Origin of the sequence: Bordetella ansorpii (genome assembly GCF_900078705.1) — a bacterium.
Lineage (GTDB): Bacteria > Pseudomonadota > Gammaproteobacteria > Burkholderiales > Burkholderiaceae_B > Bordetella > Bordetella ansorpii_A.
The window spans coordinates 500436-522096 of the sequence record NZ_FKIF01000006.1 but is presented as its reverse complement, the minus strand read 5'-3'; the positions used below and the strand labels follow the sequence as shown (position 1 = coordinate 522096).

19 protein-coding genes are annotated in these 21661 nt (G+C 66.9%); 11 read left to right on the top strand and 8 right to left on the bottom strand.

From position 1 onward, the window contains the following. Positions 1–47: 47 nt before the first annotated feature. Positions 48–1160, bottom strand: coding sequence for an S-(hydroxymethyl)glutathione dehydrogenase/class III alcohol dehydrogenase (locus A6745_RS12715; protein WP_066127576.1), 1113 nt, complete (start codon positions 1158–1160; stop codon positions 48–50). Between the two features lie 564 nt (positions 1161–1724). Here A6745_RS12715 and A6745_RS12710 point away from each other — a divergent pair. Together A6745_RS12710 and A6745_RS12705 are read left to right on the top strand one after the other, a co-directional pair. Beyond that, positions 1725–3212 carry an ATPase domain-containing protein gene (locus tag A6745_RS12710; protein WP_066127574.1) on the top strand — a complete coding sequence of 496 codons (1488 nt, stop codon included), beginning with the start codon at positions 1725–1727 and terminating at the stop codon, positions 3210–3212. Then, positions 3205–5289: a PAS domain-containing hybrid sensor histidine kinase/response regulator gene (locus tag A6745_RS12705; RefSeq protein WP_066127572.1), complete on the top strand. Its 2085-nt coding sequence runs from the start codon at positions 3205–3207 to the stop codon at positions 5287–5289. Before A6745_RS12710 ends, A6745_RS12705 begins: the two co-directional genes overlap by 8 nt. A gap of 75 nt (positions 5290–5364) precedes the next feature. Here the strand turns inward: A6745_RS12705 and A6745_RS12700 are convergent, their stop codons facing one another. After that, positions 5365–6582 (bottom strand): diguanylate phosphodiesterase, encoded by a 1218-nt coding sequence (locus tag A6745_RS12700; protein ID WP_066127570.1) that lies wholly within the window; start codon positions 6580–6582, stop codon positions 5365–5367. Between the two features lie 244 nt (positions 6583–6826). Here A6745_RS12700 and A6745_RS12695 point away from each other — a divergent pair, with 244 nt between their 5' ends. Further along, positions 6827–7252, top strand: a complete 426-nt coding sequence (locus tag A6745_RS12695; protein ID WP_066127568.1) for a hypothetical protein — start codon at positions 6827–6829, stop codon at positions 7250–7252. A 95-nt stretch (positions 7253–7347) separates the two neighbouring features. Here the strand turns inward: A6745_RS12695 and dbpA are convergent, their stop codons facing one another. The 4 genes from dbpA to A6745_RS12675 form a co-directional block, all read right to left on the bottom strand. Further along, on the bottom strand, positions 7348–8733 hold the full coding sequence (gene dbpA / locus A6745_RS12690) for an ATP-dependent RNA helicase DbpA (RefSeq protein ID WP_066127566.1): 1386 nt from the start codon (positions 8731–8733) through the stop codon (positions 7348–7350). 168 nt (positions 8734–8901) lie between these two features. Further along, positions 8902–10155 (bottom strand): Hsp70 family protein, encoded by a 1254-nt coding sequence (locus A6745_RS12685; protein ID WP_066127564.1) that lies wholly within the window; start codon positions 10153–10155, stop codon positions 8902–8904. A 160-nt stretch (positions 10156–10315) separates the two neighbouring features. Next, positions 10316–10813, bottom strand: coding sequence for a YciE/YciF ferroxidase family protein (locus A6745_RS12680; RefSeq protein WP_066127561.1), 498 nt, complete (start codon positions 10811–10813; stop codon positions 10316–10318). Positions 10814–11000: 187 nt separating this feature from the next. Further along, positions 11001–11912, bottom strand: coding sequence for a LysR substrate-binding domain-containing protein (locus A6745_RS12675; RefSeq protein WP_066127559.1), 912 nt, complete (start codon positions 11910–11912; stop codon positions 11001–11003). A 107-nt stretch (positions 11913–12019) separates the two neighbouring features. On the opposite strand from A6745_RS12675, the gene metC reads away from it, so the two are divergent. From metC to A6745_RS12645, 6 genes are all read left to right on the top strand, one after another. Beyond that, positions 12020–13183 (top strand): cystathionine beta-lyase, encoded by a 1164-nt coding sequence (metC, locus tag A6745_RS12670; protein ID WP_066127558.1) that lies wholly within the window; start codon positions 12020–12022, stop codon positions 13181–13183. A gap of 70 nt (positions 13184–13253) precedes the next feature. Further along, positions 13254–14126 (top strand): ectoine/hydroxyectoine ABC transporter substrate-binding protein EhuB, encoded by an 873-nt coding sequence (gene ehuB / locus A6745_RS12665; protein ID WP_066127556.1) that lies wholly within the window; start codon positions 13254–13256, stop codon positions 14124–14126. 20 nt (positions 14127–14146) lie between these two features. Beyond that, a complete protein-coding gene (locus A6745_RS12660; RefSeq protein WP_066127553.1) occupies positions 14147–14806 on the top strand; it encodes an amino acid ABC transporter permease in 660 nt (219 codons plus the stop codon). Next, positions 14796–15455 (top strand): ectoine/hydroxyectoine ABC transporter permease subunit EhuD, encoded by a 660-nt coding sequence (gene ehuD / locus A6745_RS12655; RefSeq protein WP_066127551.1) that lies wholly within the window; start codon positions 14796–14798, stop codon positions 15453–15455. The genes A6745_RS12660 and ehuD overlap by 11 nt, the downstream gene beginning before the upstream one ends. A gap of 22 nt (positions 15456–15477) precedes the next feature. Then, the gene (locus A6745_RS12650) at positions 15478–16224 is read left to right on the top strand and encodes an amino acid ABC transporter ATP-binding protein (RefSeq protein WP_066127549.1); all 747 of its coding nucleotides are present in this window, start codon (positions 15478–15480) and stop codon (positions 16222–16224) included. A 25-nt stretch (positions 16225–16249) separates the two neighbouring features. Then, positions 16250–17275, top strand: a complete 1026-nt coding sequence (locus tag A6745_RS12645) for a succinylglutamate desuccinylase/aspartoacylase family protein (RefSeq protein WP_066127547.1) — start codon at positions 16250–16252, stop codon at positions 17273–17275. A 69-nt stretch (positions 17276–17344) separates the two neighbouring features. On the opposite strand, the gene A6745_RS12640 is transcribed toward A6745_RS12645, so the two are convergent. Further along, positions 17345–18430: a DNA topoisomerase IB gene (locus A6745_RS12640; protein ID WP_066127545.1), complete on the bottom strand. Its 1086-nt coding sequence runs from the start codon at positions 18428–18430 to the stop codon at positions 17345–17347. A gap of 119 nt (positions 18431–18549) precedes the next feature. Between A6745_RS12640 and A6745_RS12635 the strand changes: the two genes are divergently transcribed. Next, positions 18550–19092 (top strand): type 1 glutamine amidotransferase domain-containing protein, encoded by a 543-nt coding sequence (locus A6745_RS12635; RefSeq protein WP_066127544.1) that lies wholly within the window; start codon positions 18550–18552, stop codon positions 19090–19092. 50 nt (positions 19093–19142) lie between these two features. Here A6745_RS12635 and A6745_RS12630 read toward each other — a convergent pair whose 3' ends face one another. Beyond that, positions 19143–20510, bottom strand: coding sequence for a dihydrolipoyl dehydrogenase (locus A6745_RS12630; RefSeq protein WP_066127542.1), 1368 nt, complete (start codon positions 20508–20510; stop codon positions 19143–19145). 219 nt (positions 20511–20729) lie between these two features. Between A6745_RS12630 and A6745_RS12625 the strand changes: the two genes are divergently transcribed. Further along, positions 20730–21476, top strand: coding sequence for an FkbM family methyltransferase (locus A6745_RS12625; protein ID WP_066127540.1), 747 nt, complete (start codon positions 20730–20732; stop codon positions 21474–21476). Positions 21477–21661 lie beyond the last annotated feature (185 nt).

Genomic DNA, 21661 nt, shown 5'->3' with positions numbered 1-21661 from the left:
ATGGTTCGACCAGGGGTCCGGCGCGATGCCGGGCCCCTGGGCAGCGATCACGCGTAGTGGATGACCGAGCGGATCGACTTGCCTTCATGCATCAGGTCGAAGGCTTCGTTGATCTCGTCCAGCCCCATCGTGTGCGTGACGAACGGCGCCAGGTCGATGTCGCCCTTCATCGCGTCCTCGACCATGCCCGGCAGTTGCGAGCGGCCCTTGACGCCGCCGAAGGCCGTGCCCTTCCACGTGCGGCCGGTGACCAACTGGAAGGGGCGGGTGGAGATTTCCTGGCCCGCGCCCGCCACGCCGATCACGATCGACTGGCCCCAGCCGCGGTGCGCCGCTTCCAGCGCCGCGCGCATGACGTTGACGTTGCCGATGCACTCGAACGTGTGGTCGATGCCCCAGCCGGTCATCTCGATCAGCACCTGCTGGATGGGCTTGTCGTAGTCCTTGGGGTTGATGCAGTCCGTGGCGCCGAAGGTCTTGGCCAGCTCGAACTTGGCGGGATTGGTGTCGATGGCGAAGATGCGCCCGGCCTTGGCCTGGCGCGCGCCCTGGATCACCGCCAGGCCGATGCCCCCCAACCCGAAGACCGCGACGGAATCGCCTTCCTGGACCTTCGCGGTGTTGTGCACCGCGCCGATGCCGGTGGTGACGCCGCAGCCCAGCAGGCAGACGTGTTCGGGGTTGGCGTCGGGATTGATCTTGGCCAGCGACACTTCGGCCACGACCGTGTACTCGCTGAAGGTGGAGCAGCCCATGTAGTGGTACAGCGGCTGGCCGTTGTACGAGAAGCGCGAGGTGCCGTCGGGCATCACGCCCTTGCCCTGGGTGGCGCGCACGGAGATGCACAGGTTGGTCTTGCCGGACAGGCAGAAATCGCACTTGCCGCATTCGGCGGTGTAGAGCGGAATGACGTGGTCGCCCGGCTTGACGCTGGTGACGCCTTCGCCGACTTCCACGACGATGCCCGCGCCTTCATGGCCCAGCACCACGGGGAACAGGCCTTCGGGATCCTCGCCCGACAGGGTGAAGGAGTCGGTATGGCACACGCCGGTGTGCGTGACGCGGATCATGACTTCGCCCTTCTTGGGCGGGGCGACGTCGATCTCGACGATCTGGAGCGGTTTGCCGGCCTCGAAGGCGACTGCTGCGCGTGATTTCATGGTGAGTTCCTTGGTGAAAGGGGCCCGCCCGGGGGGGGCGGCGTGCGTGGCGTGCCACGTTCACCTCGCGGTGCAGGGCGAGGCGCGGGCGTGCCTGGATACTATGGGGTAGTATGATACTTATACTCTGGCCCAGTATCAATCGGCAAGTTTGCACGCACAGGTCCGCCCTTTTGGCGGATACTCGCGCGTGCCGCTGCCGGGATGCCGCAGGGCACCCGGGCAGCTTGGACCACGTCTTTCCAGCGGCGGCGCCGCGTGCGCTGCCGGCCTCGTTGAGGGCCTGATGCGTGGTCGGCGGCAGCGATGCCGGCTTATGCGCCGGTTTTCAAATTCCGCCCTTCATCGTTTAATTTCATGCAATATTTTTCGAATTTCGCGCATCGTGACGCCTCGCTGATATCGCTGGTAACCTGAATTAACACTTCCAAGCCCCCAAAAGAGCCAACCCGTCTAGGATGTAACGCAGAGGCATCAGGCCAACCCTGTGTAGCGTTTCACACCGTCGGCCTGTCGCCCAGGCGACGGCGCCCTCAGCGCCGACCATCCTTCAGGGAGGCCCAAATGAGAAAAATCAGTATTGGAAATGCCGGACTGGACACGATCCTGAATGGCGGCCTACCTCCCAGGCATCTGTATCTGCTCGAAGGCGCGCCCGGTTCCGGCAAGACGACCCTGGCGCTGGAGTTCCTGCGCGCAGGCGTCCGGCAGGGCGAGCGTGCCCTGTACGTGACGCTGTCCGAGACGCGTGAAGAACTGGCCATGGTGGCCGAATCACACGGCTGGAGCGTGGACGAGTTCGATATCTTCGAACTTGGCACCGTCGACCAGGCAATGGCGCAGAGCCGCGAGCAATCCATTCTTCATCCCTGGGAAATAGAGCTGGGCGAGACCATCAAGCTGATCCAGCAGGAGGTCGATCGGGTGCAGCCCCAGCGCGTGGTGTTCGACAGCCTGTCGGAAATGCGCCTGCTGGCGCACGATCCCATGCGTTACCGCCGGCAGGTGCTGGCCTTGAAGCAGTTCTTCGCCGGCCGCAATTCCACGGTGATCCTGGTCGATGACATGACCGGCATGGGCGGACGGTTGGACTCGGATCTGCACAGCCTGTGCCATGGCGTCATCACGCTCGAACGCCTGACGCTGGATTACGGTCCCTCGCGGCGCCGTCTGCATGTGCAGAAGCTGCGCGGCGTGGATTTCCTGGCCGGCTATCACGACTTTGCCATCCGTACAGGCGGGTTGGACATCTATCCCCGGCTGGTGGCGGCGGATCACCATGCCCCGTATTCGGGCGACCCGGTCTCCAGCGCAGTGCCCGCCCTGGATGCACTGCTAAACGGCGGTCCGCTGCGGGGCACCAGCACGCTTATCACGGGTCCGGCCGGCACGGGCAAGACCACGATCGCGTTGCAATATCTGCATGCGGCCTGCGACCGCGGCGAATGCGCCACCATTTTCGAGTTCGACGAGCGGGTCGGCACGTTGCAAAAACGTGCGCAGGCCTTCAACATGGACATCGACCACTACGTCGAGCAGGGATGCCTGTCCGTCCAGCAGATCGATCCCGCCGCGCTGTCGCCCGGCGAGTTCACCGCGCGCGTGCGGCGCGAGGTGGAAGAGCGGGGCATCAAGATGCTGGTGATCGACAGCCTGAACGGCTACATGGCGGCCATGCAGCACGAGAAGCAATTGATCCTGCAGATGCACGAGCTGCTCTCCTATCTCAGCCAGAAGGGCATCGTCACGTTTCTCGTCAATCCGCAACAGGGTCTATTGGGATCGATGTCGACCAACCTGAATATCTCGTACGTGGCCGATGTGGTACTGATGTTGCGTTTCTTCGAGGCTGGCGGCCGGATGCGCAAGGCGATCTCGGTGGTGAAGAACCGGGGCGGCCCCCACGAGGATGCGATCCGCGAGTTGCGTATCGACGCCAACGGCGTTCGCGTGGGCGAGCCGCTGACGGCCTTCCGCGGCGTCATGACCGGCACGCCCGAGTACACGGGCCAGCCCGATCCCTTGATGGAAGACCGGGGACGCCATGGCTGACGTGGGGTCGGAGGGGCGGCAGGTATTGATCTGCGCGCCGTATGGGCGAGACGCCGACAGCGTCTCGCAACTCCTGCTGCGCGATGGCTATCACGCCGTCGTCCATGGCGATCTCGCTTCGCTGGCGGCGTCCCTGGACGAGCATGCCGGGGTGGTGGTGCTGACGGAAGAGGCCTTGCGTTCCGGCGCCGATCAGTTGCATGCCGCCCTGACGAGCCAACAGGACTGGTCGGATATTCCCTTCGTCGTATTGGCCGCGGCGCGCGGAACGCGCACGTCGTCGGTCGAACTGGCCTACACCAAGCTCTGGTCCCTGTTCAGCAACGCGATCGTGCTCGAGCGGCCGCTGGGCCGCAAGTCGCTGTTCAGCGCGATCGATTCGTCGCTGCGATCGCGCCGCAAGCAGTTCGAGATGCGCGACCGGCTGCTCGAGCGAGATCGCGCGCGGCAGGAGCTGGCCGAAAGCAATGCCCGCCTGCTGCTGGCGGCGGACGCGGCGGAGATCGGTTTCTGGAGCGTGGACCCGGCCAGCGGCAAGCTGGACGGATCGCCGCGGGTGAGGGCGATGCTCGGCATCGCGCATCAGGAAGCGCTGTCGCTTGCCGACCTGCACGCCGCGATGCATCCCGCGGATGCGCCCGTCGCGCGGCAGGCCTATGCGGCGACCAGCGATCCCGGGCGCCGGGCTTTTTATGACGTGCAATACCGCACGGTCGCCGCGGATGGCGTGGTGCGATGGGTGGCGGCCAAGGGGCGCGGCCTGTTCGACGAGGACGGCGTGTGCGTGCGCGTCATCGGCACCGCGATCGACATCACGGCGCTCAAGGCGGATGCGCTGGAACTGCGCTCGCTGAACGAGTCGCTGGAAGAACGCGTGCAGGAGCGCACGGACCGCCTGATGCAGGCAGAGGCCGCCCTGCGCCAGAGCCAGAAGATGGAGGCCGTGGGGCAGTTGACCGGCGGTATCGCCCACGACTTCAACAACATGCTGACCGGCGTGATCGGCGCCATGGACATCATGCGCCGCCGCATGAGCGCGGGCCGCATGGATGGCCTGGAGCGTTACATGGACGCGGCATCGACGTCGGCGCAGCGCGCCGCCACGCTGACCGCGCGGCTGCTGGCCTTCTCGCGGCGGCAATCCCTGGATGCGCGGCCGCTGGATGCGGCGCTACTGCTGCGTTCGCTGGAAGACCTGCTGCGGCGCACGCTGGGCGAGCGCATCGACCTGCGTATCGTGACGGGGCAGGACCTGCCCTTCGCGGTGGCGGACGCGAACCAACTGGAAAGCGCCATCCTGAACCTGGTCATCAATGCCCGTGACGCGATGCCGGAGGGCGGGCAACTGACCGTCGAGGCGAATGCCATCGACATCGGCGCGGATTACGCGACGATCAACCCCGAATTGGACGTGGGGCGCTACGTCGTGGTGAAGGTGTCCGATACCGGCGTGGGCATGTCCCGGGAACTCATCGAGAAAGCCTTCGAGCCGTTCTTCACGACCAAGGCCGTGGGCCAGGGCACGGGCCTGGGCCTGTCGATGGTGTATGGCTTCGCGCGCCAATCCGGCGGGCAGGTCCGCATCCATAGCGAACTCGGGGTGGGCACGTCGGTGTCGATCTATCTGCGCAGCGCGCAGGCGCAGTCCGAGCAGAAGGCGGCTCACGCCGAGCTGGCGCCTCCTCAGGGCGCCGGTGAACACGTGCTGGTGGTGGAGGACGACGCCGCGGTGCGGCTGCTGATCAAGGACGTGCTCGAAGAACTGTCGTATCGGCCCGTGGAGGCCGGCGAGGCCGAGGCCGCGTTGGCGATCCTGCGGTCGGATGTGCCCATCCGCCTGATGGTGTCCGACGTGGGACTGCCCGGCATGAACGGCCGCCAGTTGGCCGAGGTGGCGCGTCAGCACCGCCCCGACCTGCCCATCCTGTTCGTGACGGGGTATGCCGAGAATGCGGCGATCCGGGCGGGATTCCTGGGCACCAACATGGCGATGATCACCAAGCCTTTCGCGCTGGAGGCGCTGGCGGCGAAGATCTCGGAGATGCTGTCGCGTCAGGGCGCCGGGCCCGCGGCGTAGGCGGTTGGCGCGGCCTGTCGGCCATTCCGCGGCCCTGGAGGCGGCAGCGCCCGGGGGCGTGCCACGGCAACTGCATTACGCCACGGCGCAACGCTGCGGCCACTGGACGCCTGGAATGCAGTTCAAGGCCGGCCTGGCGAACAGGTATCCCTGGAAGCGCCTTATGCCGGCCGCCTGCAGCCAGCACCACTCCTCGATCGACTCGACCCCTTCGGCCACGGGCGTGATGCCCATCGCGGCGCAGGCGTGCAGCGTGGCGCGCACGATGGCCTGGCGGGGCCCGTCGATGTGGATGCCCTGGATGATGCCGCGGTCGATCTTGAGCTTGTCGGGCTGGAATTCGGCCAGCAGCGACAGTCCCGCGAAGCCCGCGCCGAAGTCGTCGATGGCCACGCCGATCCCGGCCTTGCGCAGGCGTGTGATGGCGGCCCGGAACGCGTCCAGGCACGAGATGGCCTCTTCTTCGGTGATCTCGACGATGACCTGGCCGGGCAAGAGCCCGCTTGCCGCGATCTGCTCCAGCAGGCTGTCCACCGCGTGTGGAATGCTGATCAGGGACATCGGGAACAGATTGACGGACAACTTGACGTTGTCCTTGATGCCCAGGCGATTCGCCAGGCGGAAGGCGGAGATCTTGGACTGCAGGTCGGCCTGGTAACGCTGCTCGGCGGGGAGGGAGGCGAACAACTGCTGGGGCGACCCGCCTGAAGGGCTGCGGACCAGGAACTCGAACGAGGTGATCTCCCGGCGCAGGGGATCGACGATGGGTTGCAGGGCGAACTGAAAGGCCTGGCCGGGGATCAGGCGTTGCGCCGGCGCCGGCCCCGTGTCGGTCAGGCGCCAATTCGCGGCGTCGTCGCCCTCGACGATGTGGTCCGTCCAGCGCGCCTTGGCGTATTCCTGCAGGATCTTCAGCACCCGGTCGTCGCTGCCGGCCAGATGACTGCCCTTGGGCATTTTTCCGAGAATGGCCGACAGCACGCCCTCGGGGCCCTGATTGCGTAGATCGAGCATGGCCATCTGGTCGCCTTCGAAGCGGCGGATGGGGGCGTGGTCGTGCAATAGCTGTACCACGTTGTCATGCCGGGCGTCGCGCCGGATGGATTCGTACAGGCGGCGCGGCGCTTCGTCGGGGCCTTCGAGCAACTGCACGAAATGGCGGCCATCGAACAGCAGGATGCCGGTGACGTGCATGGCGCCGTTGCGCTGCCGGGCGGACAGCATCAGTTGGTCCAGCGCTTCGTCGCGCAACGGTTGCCGGATCCGGCTGCGGTAGATCAGGGTGGAAAGCATGGCGTCCCGTGAAGTGCGCAATCGGGGGGCAAGGCGCCAATCGCTAAACGAGGACATGATAGCCGCACGATGGTAAGAAATGCCTTTCGTGCATCATTCTTCCCGGTTCGATGCCGTATACCGTCGTTTTTTTGCTCAACTGACGTGCCGGCCTGCAATAAGCCACCTGTTTGCCCGGGTGCGCGGGGGGCAGGCACGCGGGGTGCTGATAGAGGGTTCAATCCAACGAGGCGAGGAGCCCACGATGAAAACCCGCAACTCTGTGACGAATGTACTGGCCGCGGCCCTGATGGCAGGCGGCATGGCGCTAGGCGGCGCCGCCATGGCCCAATCGTCGGGCAATTCCAGCATGCCCTCCAAGTCGCCGAACGATTCGACCGCGGCCCAGCCGAATGCGCCCAGGCCGGCTGGCGTCCAGCCGGCCGCGCCGGCGAGCCCGACGCCTGGCAATTCGTCGATGAACGGTTCGTCGATGAAGCATGACGGTTCGTCGATGAAGAAGCATGACGGCACCTCGTCGACCAAGCATCGCAGCGGCTCGGGGTCCTCGATGGGCGGCTCGCACGACAGCGGTGCGGGGTCGTCGACCGGCAGCGGCAGCGCGCCGTCCAGCGGTGGCGGCAACGGTTCGCCGCCCGCGGGTTATCCGCGCACGGGCGGTTCGAATTAATGCTTTCCGGTAGCCCGGTTGCATGAAGGCAGGCGTTCCCGCCAGGGAACGCCTGCTACTGCCTTGCCCGGTGTCCGCGGCGGGAACAACCGCGGTCAGCCCTGCATCAGCCGCATCCGGAAGCGCTTGCCCTTGATGCTGCCGTTGCCGAGCTTCGTGCACGCCGCCTTGGCGATGCCGCGCTCCAGCGCCACATACGTCACCTGGTCGCCCACGTTGATCTTGCCGACCTGTTCCTTGGCCAGGCCCGCGTCGCCGGTCAGCGCGCCCAGCAGATCGCCCGGCCGCAGCTTGTCCTTCTTGCCGCCCAGGATCACCATGGTGACCATCGGCGCGCGCAGCGGCGTGCTGGCGGTGGCCGTGAATTTCTGAAGATCGGACCAGCGCAGCGGCTGGCCCTGGTATTGCTCGATGAGGTTGGCGGCCTGCATCTCGTGCGGGGCGCACAGGCTCAGCGCCAGGCCGTTCTCCTGGCCGCGACCGGTGCGGCCGATGCGGTGCACGTGCACCTCGGGATCGCGCGTGACGTCGACGTTGATGACGGCGCCCAGCGCGGGAATGTCCAGGCCGCGCGCGGCCACGTCGGTGGCCACCAGCACGGCGCAGCTCTGGTTGGCGAACTGGATCAGCACTTCGTCGCGGTCGCGTTGCTCCAGGTCGCCATGCAGCGCCAGGGCGCTGACGCCCTGCGCGCGCAGGTCGTCGGCCAGTTCGCGGCATTGGGCCTTGGTGTTGCAGAAGGCCAGCGCGGACGCGGGGCGGTAGTGGTTCAACAGCTGTGCCACCGCGGCATTGCGGCCATCGGGCGCGATCTCGAAGAAGTGCTGTTCGATGCGCGAGGCATCGTGCTGCGCCTCGACGCGGACCTCTGCGGGGTTGCGCAGGAAGCGCGCGGCGTTCTTGCGGATGTCATCGGGGTAGGTGGCCGAGAACAGCAGGGTCTGGCGCTTGCTCGGGCAGGCCGCGACGATGCTGGCCACGTCGTCGAAGAAGCCCATGTCGACCATGCGGTCGGCCTCGTCCAGCACCAGCGTGCGCAGGGCGCCGAGGTCGATGGTGGCGCGCTCCAGGTGGTCGATCAGGCGGCCCGGCGTGCCGACCACGACGTGGGCGCCGTGCTGCAGCGACTCCACCTGCGGACGGATGGGCGTGCCGCCCGCCAGCGTCAGGATCTTCACGTTGGCTTCGGCGCGGGCCAGGCGGCGCAGTTCCTGGGCGACCTGGTCGGCCAGTTCGCGCGTGGGGCAGATCACCAGGCCCTGCAGGGCGAAGCGCGTGGGTTCGAGCGTGTGCATGATGCCCAGCCCGAACGTGGCGGTCTTGCCGCTGCCCGTCTTGGCCTGCGCGATCAGGTCGCGCCCGTCGAGGATGAGCGGCAGGCTTTGCGCCTGGATCTCGGTCATCTCCTTGTAGCCGAGGCTGTCGAGGTTGCCGAGCTGCGCCGGCGACAGCGGCAGGCTGGAAAAAGAGAGGGAAGTCATGGGGCGGGCCGCCAGCGGGTAAAGGTGGAAGTCTAGCAGGCGGGGGATGTCCGGCCGCGTGGCGCCACGGGGTAAAAGATGCGATGGCACGGGTAAAAGATGCGATGGCAAGCGCTTGCGTGACGCGGCAGCCCCCGCGCTTTCAGCAACCCCGGGTTCCCTGCGGGGTCAGCCGAACTTGCGCGACGCATCCAGCGCCAGGCCCGCGCCGATGCTGCCGAACAGGTCGCCTTCGACGCTGCGGGCCTGCGGCACCAGCGCCGAGACGCTTTCGCGCAGGCGCGGCACGCGGCTCGATCCCCCGGTGAAGAACACGGTGTCCACGGCATCGAGCGGCACGCCGGCATCGCGCAGCAGCGCCGACACGGTGGTCTCGATGCGGCCGACCAGACCCCCGACGGCGTCGTCGAAGGCGGGCCGCGTCACGTCCACGTGCCGTCCCGGGGCGATGCGCGACAGGTCGATCTTCGTTTCCGAAGCTTCGGACATGGCGATCTTGGCCTCTTCCACCTGGTACGCCAGCCAGTGGCCGGCGCGCTGCTTGATCACTTCCATCAGCAGGTCCACTTTCTCGCGCTCGGTGGATTGCAGGCGCAGCGTGGCCAGTTGATCGACCGACTTGCGCGCATAGATGTTGTTGATGGTGTGCCAGCAGGCCAGGTTGCGGTAGGGGGTGGACGGCATGTCCTTGCCGCTGCGCAATTGCGTGCCCAGGCCCAGCAGCGGCATGACCCGCGCCAGGCTCAGTTGCATGTCGAAGTCCGATCCGCCGATGTGCACACCGCCATGCGCCAGGATGTCTTCGCGGCGGTCGGCCTTGCCTGCGCGCCGCGGGCCCAGGCGGATCAGCGAGAAATCGGAGGTACCCCCGCCGATGTCGATGACCAGCACCAGTTCCTCGCGGTCGATCTGCGACTCGTAGTCGAAAGCGGCCGCCAGGGGTTCGAACTGGAACTCGATGTCGGCGAAGCCGACGCTGCGCGCGATCTCGCCCAGGGTGTCCTGGGCCAGTTGGTCGGCGGCCGGGTTGTCGTCGACGAAGAATACCGGGCGGCCCAGCACCACGCGGGTGAAGGGCATGCCCGCGGCGGCTTCGGCGCGGCGCTTCAGTTCGGCGATGAAGCGGGTCAGCAGCACACGGAACGGAAGTGCGCGGCCTTGCACTTCGGTATGGCCGTCCATCAGCGAACTGCCCAGCAGGCTCTTCATGGCGCGCATCAGCCGGCCGTCGTAGCCCTCGAGGTAGTCGGCCAGGGCGGCGCGGCCAAAGCTGACGCCGTCGTCTTCGTCGTGGAAGAAGATGGCCGAGGGCAGGGTGGGCTTGCCATCTTCCAGCGCCAGCAGGGCGGGCTGGCCGGGACGGCTCCAGCCCACGGTGGAGTTAGACGTGCCGAAGTCCAGGCCGCATGCAGGGGAAGTCATCGAAAAACGGGATGTGAGGCGAAATGGCGCTCAAGTGTAGCCGCAAGCGGCTGCGTGCCCGTTTCGGGACGGGGGCCGCAACGAAAAGCCGCCCGCGCGAACGGCGGGCGGCTTTGGATGCCGGGTTCGCTCGTGGCGGGCCCGGCGCTGGGCGGGCCGATCAGACCGCGGCAGCCTTGAGGTTGGTCTGCGCGGCCGCCAGCCCGCCGAGCTTGTCGTCGGCGCCCTTCTCCTCGGCCAGGGTTTCCTTCAGCAGTTTCACGGCGTCGTTCAGGCCGAGCAGCTTGGCATAGGTGCACAATGTGCCGTAGCCGGCGATCTCGTAGTGCTCGACCTTCTGCGCCGCCGCGATCAGGGCCGCATCGCGCACGGGGCCTTCTTCCACTTCTTCGATCACTTCCTTGCCTTCCTCGACCAGTCCTTCCATGGCGAGGCACTTCACGCGCTTGAGCTTGAAGTCGCTGGCTTCGACGATGCGGTCGATGCGCTCGACCTGCCCTTGTGTTTCTTCCAGGTGCGAGCGGAATGCCTCGGCCAACTGGGGGTCGCTGGAGGCGCGCGCCATCTTCGGCAAGGCACGGGTCAGTTGTTTCTCGGCGCTGTAGATGTCCGACAGTTCGTGGATGAACAGGTCATGAAGAGTCTTGAGTTTGGCCATCGCTTGCTCCAGAAAGTAGGGGTTCGGGACTGTCGCGTCCACGGTTTCACGAGCAACTGCCATTCCCGGCGGCATCCCGGGGACGCCCGGCGGGTTTGCCGGCCCGGGGAGCCGCGCGATGCGGCCCGCACCCTGCAACTCCAAGTCCGGGCATTACGCGTCCATGGGCGTGGGGGCGGTCGAAGGCTCAGCGCAGCGCCGCTTCGATCTGATGCAGGTCCTGTTCGGCCTGCATGCGCATGAGGCTGAGCAGGTCGCGGGAATGGCGCGACAGCGGCTTGCCCGGGCGATACACCAGCAGCGATCGGAAGGCCACGTCGATGTCCAGGCGCTTGATCACCAACCCGCGCGGCAGGTAGTCCAGGGCGCTCATGGGATGGATGAGGCCGACGCCCATGCCGCGCAGGACGAGTTCGCAGACCGTGAAGGCATAGGGCGTCTCGAGCCGCGCGCGCAGGGTCAGGCCCCGCTCGTTGAGCGCGCTCTCCAGCCGGCGGCGGCTGGCGTCCTCGGGGTTGAGCGCGATGAAGTCTTTTTCGACCAATTCTTCCAGGGTCACTGTCTTGCGCGAGGCCAGGGGGTGAGAGGCCGCCATGGCGATGACGCCGGGAAGCTCGATGAAGGGCGCGTGCTCCAGCCCCGTGACGGCGATCTCGTCGGCCATCAGCCCGAAGTCGAGCTGGCCGGCAACCACTTGCTGCATCACCTCGCGCGAGCTGAGGATCTGGAAGGACATCTGCACGTTGCGCGCGGCGGGGTTGAAGGCGGCGATGGCGCGCGGCATGAAACCCACGCCCAGTGCCGGCAGCGAGCCGATCGCCATGCGGCCCACGCCGAAGGACTTCAGGCTGCGGATGCGGTGTTCGATCTGCTCGAAGCCGGCAAAGCAGCGATCCACCTCGATCAGCAGGGCATCGGCTTCCTGCGTGGGCACCAGCCGGTTGCGCACGCGATCGAACAGGGCCAGCCCGGCATCGGACTCCAGCCGCCGGATGGCCTGGCTGACCGCTGGCTGGGATATGTCGAGTACCACGGCGGCCTTGCTGGTGGTGCCGGCGCGCATGACAGCCCGGAAGATCTGGATGTCGCGCATGTCCATATCTATAACTCCAGCTTCTAGTTTAAGTACTTTTGATTGTTGAAATCATAGTTCGCCCAGCCCACACTGCGCCATCACTGCAGACTTTCCAGAAACGGATGCTTCCGATGGCCCACTCTCCCGACGTTCCTGCCGCCCCTGGGCGCGCCTTTGCCAGCCTGTCGCCCGCCGTGTGGCGCGGGTCGACGGTGGTGTTCGACTCGATCGACGATTTCGCGGCCCGCAAGCACCGCCAGCCGGACGGCTTCAGCTACGGCATCACCGGCACGCCCACCGCGCGCCTGCTGGAGGACCGCATCGCCGAGCTGGAGCACGCCCGGCACTGCGTGGTCACGCCGTCCGGCGCGGCGGCGCTGATGACGGTGGTGATGGCCTATGTCCGGGCTGGCGATCACCTGCTGCTGTCGGCCGCCTGCTATGGCTCGCTGGCGGCGCTGGCCGACAAGTGGCTGGCGAACCTGGGCGTGGAAGTGGAGTACTACTCGCCGCTGGCCGGCGCCGACATCGAGGACCTGATCCGTCCGAACACCCGCATGATCTGCCTGGAGTCGCCGGGCAGCCTGACCATGGAAATGTGCGACGTGCCGGCGATCGCGGCCGTGGCGCGCCGACATGGCGTGCTGACGATGATGGACAACACCTGGGCCAGTCCGCTGGGATTCCTTCCGCTGGACCACGGCGTGGATTTCAGCGTGGAAGCCGCGACCAAGTTCTTCAGCGGCCATTCCGACGTGCTGATGGGCAGCATCGCCACCTTGGACGCCGGCCACTACGCCACCTTGCGGGATGCCCAGAGTACGCTGGGCCAGCAGGTCAGTCCCGACGATTGCTTCCTGGTGCTGCGCGGCCTGGAGACCTTCCCGCTGCGGCTCAAGGCCCAGGGCGAGGCGACGATGCGCATCGCCAGCTGGCTTGCGACCCAGCCGCTGGTCGAGCGCGTGTGGTATCCGCCGCTGCCCGGCGATCCCGGCCATGCCTTGTGGAAGCGCGACTACCGCAGCCACGGCTGCCTGTTCTCGCTGCAACTGGCCCAGGCCGGCGACCCCGCCTATCACGCCTTCTTCAATGCGCTGACGCAGTTCTCGATCGGCGCCAGTTGGGGCGGGGTGCATAGCCTGGCCGCGTTCTATCCGGCCGAGCTGCAGCGCGGCCGCAGGTTTCCGGCCACCGACCAGCCGCTGATCCGCCTGGCGATCGGCCTGGAGGATGCCGAGCGCCTGCAGTCCGACCTGGCCGCCGCGTTGGCGGCATTCGGCGCGCAGCGCGGCTGAAGACCTTTATTGCAGTACCCACGGCGAGGCACTTCGCCGGCGACAACGACATGGCAAGAGGGAAAACATCATGAAAGCTACGCTTCTGAAAAGGCTCGCGGGTCTGGCCGCCATCACGGCCATCTGCTCCGCGGGGCCGGCCGTGCAGGCCGACACGCTGCAGACCATTGTGAAGGAACACAAGGTCACGATCGGCATCCACAACCGCCAGCCCTGGGGCTTCCGCGCCGACGATGGCAAGGCCGCGGGCTTTCATCCGGACCTGATCCGCGCGGCGTTCCAGCGCATCGGCGTGACGCAGGTGGATTTCGTCATCACCGAATTCGGCGCGCTGATCCCGGGCATGAGCGCGGGGCGTTTCGACATGGTGGCCTCCGGCATCGCCATCACGCCGGAGCGCTGCAAGGTGGTGATCTTCAGCGAGCCCGACCTGGCCGTGGGTGACAGCCTGATCGTGAAGAAGGGCAATCCCCTGAAGATCCACAGCTACGACGACATCAAGGCCAATCCGAAGATCCGCCTGACCGGCGGACGCGGCACGCTGAACTCGAAGAACGCGCTGGACGCGGGCGTGCCCGCCTCGCAACTGACCTATCTCGGCGATGCGCAGGCCATGCTGTCGGCCATCCTGGCCGATCGCGTCGACGCGGCCACCCTCTCGGCGCCCAGCGTGGCGGGCCTCTTGCAGGATCCCAGGCTGCAGGGCGTCGAGCGCGCCGCGCCCTTCACGGGCCTGGTCCGCGACGGCGTGCCGTCCATGATGTACACGGCCATCGCCTTCCGCGCCGAAGACACCGCGCTGCGCGACGCGTACAACAAGCAACTGGCCGCCTTGAAGGCTGACGGCACGGTCGACAAGCTGCGCGCCAAGTACGGTTTCACCGATGACGACAAGGTCAACGATGCGGTGACGACGGCCAAGGTCTGCGCCGGCCAGTACTGACGGCCCGCACGGATACGGCCATGGAAAGTCTCGACATCCTCGCCGGCATTCTCGAAGGGTTCAAGGTCACCGCGCTGGTCACGCTCTACGGCATGATCTGGGCGGTGCCCTTTGCCCTGGTCACCGGCGTATTGCAGTACTTCACCCGCGGCGCGGCACGCCTGGCGGTCACGTGCCTGATCGAATTCTGGCGCAGTTCGCCCGTGCTGATCCTGCTGTTCGTGCTGTATTACGCCCTGCCCAACTTCGGAGTCCGGCTGTCCAGCATGACGGTGGGCGCGATGGCGCTCGGCCTGAACATCGGCGGCTACGGCAGCCAGGCGGTGCGCGCGGCCCTGCAGTCGCTGGACCGCGGCCAGGTCGAGGCAGGGCGGGCGCTCGGGCTGCACCGCCTGCACATCCTGTGGCTGATCGAGTTGCCGCAGGCGCTGTCGGCCATGATGCCGACGTTCGTCAACCAGTTCATCCAGTTGGTCAAGGGGACGGCCATCGTATCGCTGATCACGCTGACCGACATGACGTTCCGGGCCAAGCAGATCGCGGACGCCCAGTACAACCCGATCGGCGTCTATACCTCGCTGCTGGTGGCCTATCTGATCGTGTGCTATCCGGCCACGCTGCTCGGGCGCTTCCTGGAGCGCCGCGTCCGCATCGAACACAGGGGAAGCCGTGAAATTTGACCTGGATTTCGCGTGGTCCGTCCTGCCCACCATCCTGGGCGGGCTGGGCACGACGCTGTGGATCGCCGTGGCCGCCTCGCTGTGCGCGGCGGTGCTGGGTTTCGTCCTGGAAATCCTGCGGCGCAGCAACCGCTGGCTGGGCTACGTGATGCGTTTCGTGATCGACGCGATCCGCTCCACGCCCGTGCTGGTGCAGCTGTATTTCATCTATTTCGTGCTGCCGTTCTATGGCGTGACGTTGCCCGCGGCCGCGTCCGGCGTGATGGGCCTGGCCGTGTACTACAGCGGCTACCTGGCCGAGGTGTTCAAGGGCGGCATCGACAGCATCGATACAGGCCAGTTCGAGGCGGGCAAGGCGTTGGGCCTGCGCCGCCGCGACGTGATCGTGTCGGTGATTTTGCCGCAGATGCTGCGCAATGTGGCCGCGCCCATGGGCAACTACTTCGTTTCCGCCCTGAAAGCCACGCCCTACCTGGCGGTGATCGCCGTGCCCGAGATGCTGGGCCTGGCGATGGAGGTGGGGGCGAATTCGTTCCGCTATGCCGAACCCATGGTCGCCGTGGGCATCATCTTCCTGATTCTGGCGCTGTGCATCAACTATCTGGTGCGCCAGTTGGAGCGCCGCTTGCAGCTCGCGCATCAGCGCTGAGCCCGTACGAGGAACACAAGCCATGAATTCCACCACCCGCACGCCCGCCGTGCAGATCAGCGGCCTGCAGAAATGGTACGGCCGGTTCCAGGCGCTGCGCGACGTCGACCTGTCGGTGCAGCCCAACGAACGCGTCGTCATCTGCGGTCCGTCGGGGTCGGGCAAATCGACCCTGATCCGTTGCATCAACCAACTGGAGACGCACGATGGCGGCACCATCGACGTCAACGGACAGCGGGTGGGCGCCGCCGGCTGCAAGATGCATCTGATGCGCCGGGACATCGGCATGGTGTTCCAGCACTTCAACCTGTTTCCGCACCTGACCGTGCTGGAGAACTGCACGCTGGCCTTGCGGCGCGCGCGGGGCATGACGCCTGCGCAGGCGCGCGAGGTGGCCAGCCAGTACCTGGGCCGGGTGCGCATTCCCGAGCAGCGGGACAAGTATCCGGGCCAGTTGTCCGGCGGCCAGCAGCAGCGCGTGGCGATCGCGCGCGCGCTGTGCATGAGTCCGAAGGTGATGCTGTTCGACGAACCGACCTCCGCGCTGGATCCGGAGATGATCAAGGAGGTGCTGGAGGTGATGACCGACGTGGCGCGCGAGGGCATGACGATGATCTGCGTCACGCACGAGATGAACTTCGCGCGCACCGTGGCCGACCGCGTGGTGTTCATGGATGCCGGCCGCGTCGTCGAAGAGGCCGATCCCCAGACCTTCTTCAGCGCGCCCCGGCATCCGCGCGCCCAGCAGTTCCTGAGCCAGCTTCTCTGATCCCGCCTCATCCAAGGACACCGCCATGTCGGAACCCAGCCGCGTCTGGACGCATATTGATTTCAACCTGGACGGCAAGCAGTGCGGCACGCTCAACGTGCCGCACTCGGTCGACCTGTCGGCCTATGCCATGGTGCAGATTCCCGTCGTCTGCATACGCAACGGCGAGGGCCCCACGGCACTGCTGACCGCGGGCAACCATGGCGACGAGTACGAAGGCCAGATCGCGCTGCGCAACCTGGCGCGCGAACTGGAGCCGGCCATGCTGCGGGGCCGCGTCATCATCGTGCCGTCGCTGAATTACCCCGCCGCCGAGGCGGGCCGCCGTGTGTCGCCCATCGACGAGGGCAACCTGAACCGCCTGTTTCCGGGGCGCGCCAATGGTGGCGTCACGGAAATGATCGCGCACTACGTCGAGAGCGTGCTGTTTCCGCTGGCCGACCTGGTCATCGACCTGCATTCGGGCGGCCGGTCGCTGGACTACTCGCATACGGCATTGGCGCAAAAGGTGGCCGATCCCGCGCAGGACGAGGCGCTGCGGGAGCTGCTGCGGGTCTTCGGGGCGCCGCACAGCGTGCTGACCACGGGATCGGGCGGTGGCGGCGCCACGACCCTGTATGCCGCGGCGTCCAGGCGCGGCATTCCGGCGTTGACCACGGAACTGGGCAGCGGCGCCACGCTGGACCAGCAAGGCCTGGTGATCGCGCAGCAGGGCACGCGGCGCGTACTGCGCCACTACGGCATCGCCCCGGAACTGGCCTGCGAACCCGCGCCGGTTTCTCAGCTGTTGCGCTCGCTGGGGCCGCGCCATGCCATCTATGCGCCCTGCGCGGGCATGATGGAGCCGCTGGCCAAGGCGGGTGAAGCGGTGTGCAAGGGGCAGCCCGCGCTGCGCCTGTATCGCATGGATGATCCGTTGGCCGAACCGCTGACCTTGCATTTCAACATCGACGGCATCGTGTCCTGCCGGCGTTTTCCGACGATGTGCGCGCGGGGAGACGGGTTATTCCATTTGGCGGAATTGCTGGAAGCAGGCGGTACGGGAAAGTAGGCGGATCGCCGCCCGTCCCGGCACGCGCGCCCGGTTCCGGGCAGGTCGAACTGCGATGCCCAGCCGCCTTCACTTGGCCGGCACGCTGTCGGCGGGTGTCCGCACGGGCAGCGCCTGCAGAAACGCCAGCAGCCGTCTCTCCTCGGCGGCCAGCCCGCGCGGCGTGTCGGGCGCGCGGCCCTCGGCCTGCAGCGTGCCCTCCAGATAGGCCTCCATCACCGCCGGATGGATGTAGCACGAGCGGCATACCGCGGGCGTGTTTGCCAGCCGTTGCGCCACGCGCTTGATTACTTCGGTCAACTGCTTGCGGGTGGCCGTCGGCGTCTTGGCTTCGTCGTCCAGCACTTCGCTCATCCGCGCCCGCAACGCCGCGTAGGCGTACAGCGTGCCGGCCCAGGTGCGGTAATGCTTGGCCGTGAAATCGGCGCCGCTGGCTTCCCTCAGGTAGTCGTTGACCAGATCGGAGTCCACGGCACGCGGTTCGCCGGCTTCGTCCAGGTAATGAAAAAGCTGCTGGCCCGGCAGGTCCAGGCAACGCCGTACCAGGCGGGCGATGCGCCGGTCCGCCACGGTCACGTCATGCGGCACGCCGCTCTTGCCCACGAAGCGCAGGCGGATGCGGTCGCCCGCGACCTGCGCGTGGCGCCGCGTCAGCGTGGTCAGGCCAAACGATTGGTTGGCGCGCGCGTATTCCCTCGATCCGACGCGGATGCGGGTGAGTTCCAGCAACCGCACCAGCGTGGCGGCGACCTTGTCGCGCGGCAGGCCGGGCAACGCCATGTCGCGCGTGATGCGCGCGCGGATACGGGGAAGGCACAGGCCGAAGGCCGCCAGCTGGCCGTACTTCTGGGCGTCGCGGACCGAGGTCCAGTCGGGGTGGTAGCGGTACTGCTTGCGCCCGCGCGCGTCGCGGCCCGTGGCCTGGATGTGGCCTTGCGGATCGGGACAGATCCAGACGTCGGTATAGGCGGGCGGGATGGCCAGGGACTGGATGCGCGCCACCTTGCCTTCATCGGTGATGCGCCTGCCGTGCATGTCGAAGTAATGGAAGGTCTTCGCGTTGACGCGTCTACGGCGATAGCCGGGCCGGCTGTCGTCGGCATAGACGAGGCCCGCGGACAGCGTGGGAGGCGGCAACCGTTCTGGAGCATTCATGGCGAGGATTGAGCAAACGGCGTGCCCGCGGGCATGGCGCTTGCGAAGGCCATGCCGTGGCGCGCGGCCCCGGCGCGCCACGCCGCTTTTCCCTGGGGACCATGCAACAGGAGCAAACTATGGCGACACGCAAAGATCTCAACGTGGCAATCCTTGCCGTCGATGGCTTCGAGCAGGTGGAGTTGACCGGCCCGCGCGATGCCTTGCAGGCGCAGGGCGTGCGCACGGTGGTGGTCTCGGCCCGCACCGAGCCCATCCTCGGCATGCATCATGACGAGCCCGGCGACCGCTTCGACGTGGACCTGACCTTCGTGCAGGCGGAAACGGAAACCGGCAACTTCGACGCGCTGCTGCTGCCGGGCGGCGTGGTGAACGCCGACGAGATCCGCATGCAGCCCAAGGCGCAGGCGATCGTGCGCGCGATGGTCGAGGCCGGCAAGCCGGTGGCGGTGATCTGCCACGGCGCCTGGCTGCTGATCTCGGCGGGCGTGGTGAAGGGCCGCAAGATGACCAGTTGGCCGTCCTTGCAGGACGACCTGCGCAATGCCGGCGCGAACTGGGTGGACCAGGAGGTGGTGGTGGACGGCAGGCTGGTGTCGAGCCGCAAGCCGGACGATATTCCCGCTTTCAACCGCGAGTTCATCAAGCTGCTGCAAGCCTGACCGGCTGCGAAGCGCACGGGCGGGCACGTCCCGCCCCGGCCTGCGGGATGTCAGGGCTTCATCTGCCTGACGGCGTCCTTCAAGGCGTCTTTCAGCATCTCTTCGATGCTCGGATGGTAGAAAGGCATGGCCAGCAGTTGCTCGGCCGTCTGGCCGTTCTGGATGGCCCACCCCAGCAGGTGCGCCAGGTGTTCGCCGTGCGTGGCCAGGATACTGGCGCCCAGCAGCCTGCCCGTGCCGCGCGCCGCATAGACCCGCAGCAGGCTGTCGTTGGCCCCCATGATGCGAGCGCGTCCGTTCTCGTTGCCTGAAGCCGCGCCGATGAAGGCATCCTGCTCCTGCGCCTGGTCGAATGGCAGGCCTATCGCGCACAGGTCGGGGTCGGTGAAGACGATGGCGAGCGCGCAGCGGCGCGCCAGGGCTGGCGGGGATTCGCCCCGCACATGGGCCAGCGCCGCGCGGCCAGCCGCCTGGCCTTCGTCCGCGGCCTCGTGCATCAGGGGACGGTCGGGATTCACGTCACCCGCGAAGAAGATGCCGTCGTGGCCGGCGGTCAGGCGTTCGGGGTCGATGCGAGGCTGGCCCTTGTCGTCCAGGTCCACGCCAGCCGCCGCCAGGTCCAGTTTTTCGACGTTCGCATGCCTGCCGGTGGCGACCAGCAGGCGATCGACCACGGCCTGCCGGTCCGCCTGCCGCAGCCGCACGGCATCGCCGTCCGCCTGCGCCGTGACGGCCTCGCCCAGCCACAACTGCATCAGCGAGCCGAAATGGACCTGCGCCCGCGCCTGTATGTCCGGGTCGGTGGCGCCGCCGATATCGTCCGATTGATCCGCACCGATCACGTCCAGGCCCAGGCGGGCCAGGGCGATGCCCATTTCCAGGCCGATGGCGCCCATGCCCAGGACACCCACCCGCCTGGGCAGGACATCCAGCTCGAACAGCGTGTCGGTGGTCAGCAGGCGGTGTTCCAAGGAGCGCAATGGTTCCGGAACGACCGGGCTCGATCCCGTGCAGATGACGAAGGCCCGGGCCCGGATACGGGTCTGGCCCGCCTGCAGGGTGTCGGCCGCGACGAAGCGGGCCTCCTGCATGATCAGTCTGTGGCCGGCGGCCGACCGGGTGCTTTGCGCCGCTTCGCCAGCCAGTTCGTCGCGGACCTGCCGGGCGTGCTGCCACAAGGCGTTGGGAGAGAGGATCAGATCGGCGGGATCCGCCACCAGGCCGCGAGCCTGGGACCAGCGCGCCGCCGCGTGCAGCACGGCCTTGGAGGGCATGCAGCCGACGCGGGCGCAGGTCGTGCCCAGGGGGCCGGGGTCGACCAGCAGGACGTCCACCCCGGCTGATTTCAGTACGTGAAAGGCATTGGCGCCCGCGGTTCCCGCACCGATCACCACCGCTTCGACATCCCGACTCTGCATTGCTGTTCTCCTCGACGTAGCCGGCCGCGGGACTTCGGATCGGTTCCCCGCACGGCCCGGCGCGCACAGGCGCAGCATCCATCGTGCCGAGGAGCCGGATGTGTTACGTTTGGCACGAAATTGCTCTACATTGCTTACGGCATGCGGGAGGGAGACGGGCGCGGCGCCTGGCATCCTCCCATCGGTCCCGGACATCCACGCAAACCAATCAGGCCCAGAGTGTTCAACGCCATCAAGGACAACCTGTCGAGGTTGAAGCATGACCTCATCGATTCCCGGCGGCTGTATGCCAAGTGGGAGCAATTGCACCTGAAGAAACTGCTCGATTTCCTGGATGTCGATTGCGTGTTCGACATCGGCGCCAATCAGGGGCAGTACGCCGAGATGCTGAGGAATCGCGCGAACTACAAGGGCTACATTTTCTCGTTCGAGCCGAATCCGCACGACGCCGCCGTCGTGCGCAAGCGCGCCCAGCGCGACAGCAAGTGGATCGTCAGCGAACTGGCCATCTCCGACAAGGATGGCTCCGCTGAATTCCACATCATGAATGCAAGCCAGTTCAGTTCCCTGAGCATGCCGAAGCATGACGACGTCCAGTTGTTCGCGCAGATGAATGCCGTCAGCGAGACGATCACGGTGCGCACCGAGCGCCTGGAAACCACGTTGCGCCGCCTGCAGGCCCAGTACGGTTTCGCGCGGCCGTTCCTGAAGATGGATACCCAGGGGTACGACGTGAACATCTTCAAGGGATCGTCGAGCGTCGTGCGCGAGTTCGTCGGGCTGCAAAGCGAGCTGGCCATTGCCAAGCTCTACGCCGATTCGGTGGATTTCCGCGAAGCCATCGCGGAGTACGAGCGCCACGGTTTCACGCTGAGCGCACTGGTGCCCAACAACGCCGGACATTTCCCGATCCTGGTGGAATCGGACTGCATCATGGTGCGGTCCGATCTGGCCAAGGCCAGATAAGGCCCGAGGCCGCCTCGGCGGGGGCGCTGGCGCCTGTCCCGATGCGGCGCGCCGTGGCCGCGTCCATGGTCGATCCCTGCCTGACATGCCGGAACGCGGTATCGTTCCGTACTTCGCCGCGCGGACCCCGGTTCGATACGCCGGCAGCCGCCCGTCTTCTGCAAACGCGGAGCAAGCGCTTCGTA